A 5,127-nucleotide genomic window follows, 5' to 3' on the forward strand; every position below is an offset into this window, starting at 1 on the left:
TTCAACTAATTTATTCATAGCCTGTTCCTCCCCGGAGCTGTTTTCGGCGTTCACCAAAACTTTGCTCCCGGAACAGGCTTCTCGTCAATTTCTTATCCAGAATTCGGGTTAATTAATAAGGCGGGTAATTATATAGAGTGATAGATTGAATGACTTGATATATATTTTATTGGAATAAGATGTGATGGGAATGTATGTAAATTTAAAATAGATTTATTTTTGTCAGAAAAAATAATTTTTATGACAAAAACAACTGATAAATATAGTAAAAATTAAAAGATATACTGGGTCGCGTATTCAAAATGTTGATTGGTCTTAAACATAACATTCTCTTTCGATAAAAGCACCGATGACTTTGTCATGCATTTCCTGCAAAAGAGGGAGTATACACGAGGAACAACAAATTGAATACGTGCCCGTTATCTGGTAGGCAAAAAATCAGTGACAACAGCTATTATTGGTATATCGGAGTTACGAAAACGAATGTTAGCAGTGAGTTTACTCATATAATCCCAGAGCTTGCTAGTGGGCAGACTGAAAATATCATCCTAAGATCATTAGTGGGTTAATGGCGAAGAAATATGCTAGCCGTTAAGTATTGCTCCTCATTTGGGGAGCAATATCATAACTACATGAAGCTAAACGCGTTTACAAACTGACTTAAATAGCCCATAGGCTAAGCTCGCCAGCAATAATGAATTAATTGCTGGAACACCCCAGCTTGTCCCCAGACCAATCACACTACCGATAATACTGGCGATAATGGCAGCCCAGCCGATGACGGGCGTTTCATGTGGAAGTACGCCTTGTTCCCGGCTTTCATCCAACACCTTGCGATGGGAACGCAGAATATAGTAATCAACCAACATAATCCCAATAATGGGCGGGAAAACAACGCCCAACACAGTCAGAAAATCCACAAACCTTTCCAAGATACCCAGAATAGAAAATAGCGTTCCAAGTATTCCAATAACGATGGTTGTTAGGGGATAACGGAGTTTTTTGCCAGTGATGCCTTCTACGGCGTTGATAATGCCTAATGATGAAGAATACAGGTTCAAGTCGTTGACCCTCAATGTGGAGAAAACGACAATCAAAAGCCCCGCGCCTCCTGCGGCTTGCGACATAATAGTGACAACGTCCGACGTATTCAGAGCCTTTGCGATAAGGATCGCCAGACTATTAATCACAAATTCTCCCGCAATGATGGTCAGCAAGGTGATCCCAAAGACATGCTTGCCTGATTTGGTGTAACGAGTCAGATCAGGCGTCATCAAGCTTGCAACAATCGCACCCCCCACGACAATCGTGATACCCGCACTAATGGTTAAGGTATCACCGGAATGAGGTAATTTGATAATTTCATGTAGTTGTTGACCAGTATTACCGGACAGCACGATAATGGAAATATAAGCAACCAGCAAAATAAACAGGGGAACAGCAATTCTGGCGGTAAAACGCAATGCTTTAAAGCCAAAGGCGACCAGGGTTGTCAACAAAGTGCCGGAGAGCGCCGCTGCCCAGCCAAATCCAAGTTTATCGCCAGAGGCAAAATTAAGGGAATAGGCGAAAATGGCGTTTTGGATACCAAACCAGCCTAATAAACTGATTGTAACAACCAGGCCAATTAACACTGATCCTATGCGGCCAAAACCACACCACCGGGCCAATAGGCTGCCGGATAGGCCTTCACGCATTCCCGCAAAACCAAGCCCAAACGTGACAATGCCGAAGATCAGGCTGCCAATGAAAATAGCAATAAAGGCGTCGATCAAAGCCATAGAGCCACCGAGCACAGCCCCAAGCATAAATTGATCCAATGCCGTCAACATGCCCATGTGAACGATAGCCACGCTTAATAATGATACACGTTGTGTTTGTGGTACTCGGCTCAGTGAATAGTTTTCAATTCTAACCATAATATTTCGTGCCTCTTCTGAGGTTCAGATAGGTTTATATAAAGCGAATGCCTTTTTCGATTAAGCGTTCAGGGATATAGTTGTCCAAATGTAAGTGTCTACAGAATTCTTCAAGCTGCTGAGGCGAATGGACATCGGCTTTTTGGTAAATATTATATATTCTATTTTCTATGGTTTTGCTGCTCACATTATATACTCTCGCCATTTCCTTATTTGAAAATCTGTTGAGCATAAAAAAAATGATATCCATTTCGGCTCTGGTGAACAGTTTGGTATCAATTTTTGTCGTCAAGACGCTGGGTTTATGTTGATTGATATATTGTAAAGGGGACAATGTATCCAGAGACTTAGCATTCCATACGATCCAAATACATTTTTTTTCGTTGTTGTATACTGGAAATTTTTCACTAATGAATGGGGTTAAATTGTCTTTACCATACCAATAATGTGTTTCTATGACAGAAATTTTATCTTGAGATTCTTCAGTCCTTTTATCATGTTCTATTAGGTCTTCGGCTAATTCAGCCCAATCAGCCGGAAACTCATTATCAAACTTTCCTTCTATATCAAAATTTATGGGGATATTAGTGTAGAGGTATGCAGCCTTGTTCATGTAGATATGACGAGACTTTAAATCTTTAATTCCCCAAGGTTCACTCAGATGTTCCATCATGGCGATTAATCCCTTTAGATAGGAGTCGTTTTCGTTGCAGGGTAACGTCATTTTATTCCCTATTGCTAAATAACATTCCAAAATAGTGCTACACCTTGTACAACGTAAGCCCTTTGTATTCAAATGGTTTAAGGCACTATGTGTAGCAGCATTATGAAATCCTATTTAGATACTATGAATTTTTTCGCCAGATAAAAGCGAGTATACTTGTGAGCGTATCCTACAAGCTTTCCATAGACTTTATATCCTAATTTTTCATAAAAGCCCCTAGCTTGAAAGTTAAAAGTATCAACATAAGCCATATGACAGTGTCTTTTTAATGCTTCTTCTTCAGCTTGTAACATAAGCTGTCTGCCGAAGCCTTTTGTACGGTGTTTTTCATTTACCCAGAGATATTGAATTTCAAGCCCTCCCCACCAAGTTTTAGCAATAAGGCCGGCAATAATTTGGTTTTTATCATCAGTGATAGTGAGAAATATAGGTCGGATATCAACATCACTATATTGTTGGTTGTGTACCCAGAGATTTTGAATTACGTATTCTTCATCTAGTGAATTTGGAGTGTCAGTAATATGTATTTTCATTTTGAAGGTTACCCTCTTATTAAAATAATTTCTTGACGTTATTTTTTATAAATCTTGGATTTACATATTAATCCCAAAATGTAAATATTGTTTTTTGACGGTATAGGTTTTCATCAGAATTTAAAGAACTCTCTTCTTGATGATATTTTAAACACTTTAAATGCTATTCAATTTGATTTTTACGAAATAAATACCTTTGAAAGTTAACTAAAATAGTATGCCCGCACCCTAAATACACCCAAACCAGTCTCTATCATATTTATAATTTAAGTTCAAGAGTGCTTTTCACCCGTTTAATTCTTGATAAAAATAGTTATCTTTAATTAGGGTGGTGGAGATAGAAAAATACAAAATTCACCGTTCCGTAGTAACTATATACCACTCTTATTTATTACAAAATATATATCGTCAGGTTTAAGTATCACCAGGGAATTTTTATTTTAATATAAAAATAATTACAAAAATTTTATAGCTAACATCTGTGTATCCATATCAAACAATCAGGGTAACCGCCAGAGAGAGAATAATTTAATTAATATTTATTCTCATAATGTAAATATTGCTCTTTAATTTTATGGCTTGCTATAAAAGTTTAAAGAACCGCTTGTGTGGTCATAATTTGCTCAGGGTAAGAGCATGAGTGTTTGCTTTTTGGGGTCGCCTCAGAAAACGGAATTTAAAGCACTATAAACGGTCATGATGAATCATCTAGTTGTGATGAAAGACACTCGTGAGGTTCTCGTTCGTTAAACGGATACCGATATCCTGTGCTTTATACAGATATTCCTCACGGGGTCTAACCCTTTAACATTAATGTTTGCAGTCAGAAAAGGTCGTTTGCTATATAAATTAACTACTTGATGATGAATACAACCTAAAATCATCACCGTAGTTCAGTAATGCCGAGCACAATCGGGCATTTTTTGCCGCAATTGCCATCGCTGCACACCAGTAACCCCGGCGCTTGATCAACGCACTGACCCACCGATCGCCGAAATTTACGTTACCTCAAATAGGGGGGATGCAATAACCATCTAACATTCTTTGTTGTATTAAGCAATTAAGTGCAGCTGACTTCTGAAAATGGCCTCAATGAGGCCAGACAGTCCCATTAAATTACCTCGCGTCCGTCCAGATGATTCGCTGGCACCATACGCTTGTGTAGTATGCCGAATACAACCAGTTGCTTCTCATGGTTTATGTAATAGATAACATGACTGACATGAGGAAAACTCAATACTCCCGCACCAACGTCCTGCCTGAGCCTCCCCAGAGAAGGGGTGACAGCCAGCAAATGAAAAGTTTGTTGAAGTTCGGACAGGTATTTTTTCGATTGTGCCTCATCCCATTGCTTTACAGTAAAACGGCGAATTTCAATAAGATTGGACTGGGGATACTATCTAGAGATTTAGAGAACGAATTGGTTCGGCTTTTTAAAATAGGAAAAAATGATCCCGACCTTCATTACCATTACGTAGTATTCTTAAACGGAAAAATTGTGAAGGAAAATGGAAACTATGGACGGGCGTGACTTTGGACTTCTCTAGGTAATTGGTCATGATTCTCTTTTAATCTATTGATTTTGCTTATTTCCGTCAGAGAACCGGAATTCCATCCCTGAGTGGTAATTAATTAAAATCAACAAATTACGCTAAACAGGACAATCGGTATCCTCGGCGGGGTCAAAATGACCACCTCGGAAAAATCAATGAGTTAATTAACTAGGGTGGAAATCCCTATAGTTATAGTTGCCGCAAGGTGTGACATTCCACTTTGGGTATGGTGATTTCCGCAATACCTTTTATTTGTGTAGGTATCCCATATCTGATGGGTTTACTATTTATAAAAATCAATAGATTACAGATTTTAGGGGTGCTATTGGGGTGCCATAATAACAGCACCCGGTGGCTCTTGAGGGGGTTTGTGAGATTATTTTCTTTTAAACTGTATC

At 38.7% G+C, this 5,127-nt stretch carries 5 protein-coding genes and 1 pseudogene; all 6 read right to left on the reverse strand.

All coding sequences use genetic code 11. The features are described from left to right. Positions 1–638 precede the first annotated feature (638 nt). Positions 639–1,919, reverse strand: a complete 1,281-nt coding sequence (locus PSI23_RS20170; protein WP_273556747.1) for a cytosine permease — start codon at positions 1,917–1,919, stop codon at positions 639–641. Between the two features lie 34 nt (positions 1,920–1,953). Continuing rightward, positions 1,954–2,643 (reverse strand): helix-turn-helix transcriptional regulator, encoded by a 690-nt coding sequence (locus PSI23_RS20175; protein ID WP_273556748.1) that lies wholly within the window; start codon positions 2,641–2,643, stop codon positions 1,954–1,956. A gap of 110 nt (positions 2,644–2,753) precedes the next feature. Continuing rightward, the gene (locus tag PSI23_RS20180) at positions 2,754–3,176 is read right to left on the reverse strand and encodes a GNAT family N-acetyltransferase (RefSeq protein WP_273556749.1); all 423 of its coding nucleotides are present in this window, start codon (positions 3,174–3,176) and stop codon (positions 2,754–2,756) included. An 849-nt stretch (positions 3,177–4,025) separates the two neighbouring features. Beyond that, positions 4,026–4,163, reverse strand: a pseudogene (locus PSI23_RS20185) (IS110 family transposase); the annotation flags it as partial. 124 nt (positions 4,164–4,287) lie between these two features. Continuing rightward, on the reverse strand, positions 4,288–4,554 hold the full coding sequence (locus PSI23_RS20190) for a type II toxin-antitoxin system RelE/ParE family toxin (protein WP_273556751.1): 267 nt from the start codon (positions 4,552–4,554) through the stop codon (positions 4,288–4,290). 364 nt (positions 4,555–4,918) lie between these two features. Then, the coding region (locus tag PSI23_RS20195) for a hypothetical protein (RefSeq protein WP_273556750.1) at positions 4,919–5,127 on the reverse strand (209 nt) is incomplete at its 5' end.

Source organism: Xenorhabdus yunnanensis, from assembly GCF_028598805.1.
Classification (GTDB): domain Bacteria; phylum Pseudomonadota; class Gammaproteobacteria; order Enterobacterales; family Enterobacteriaceae; genus Xenorhabdus; species Xenorhabdus yunnanensis.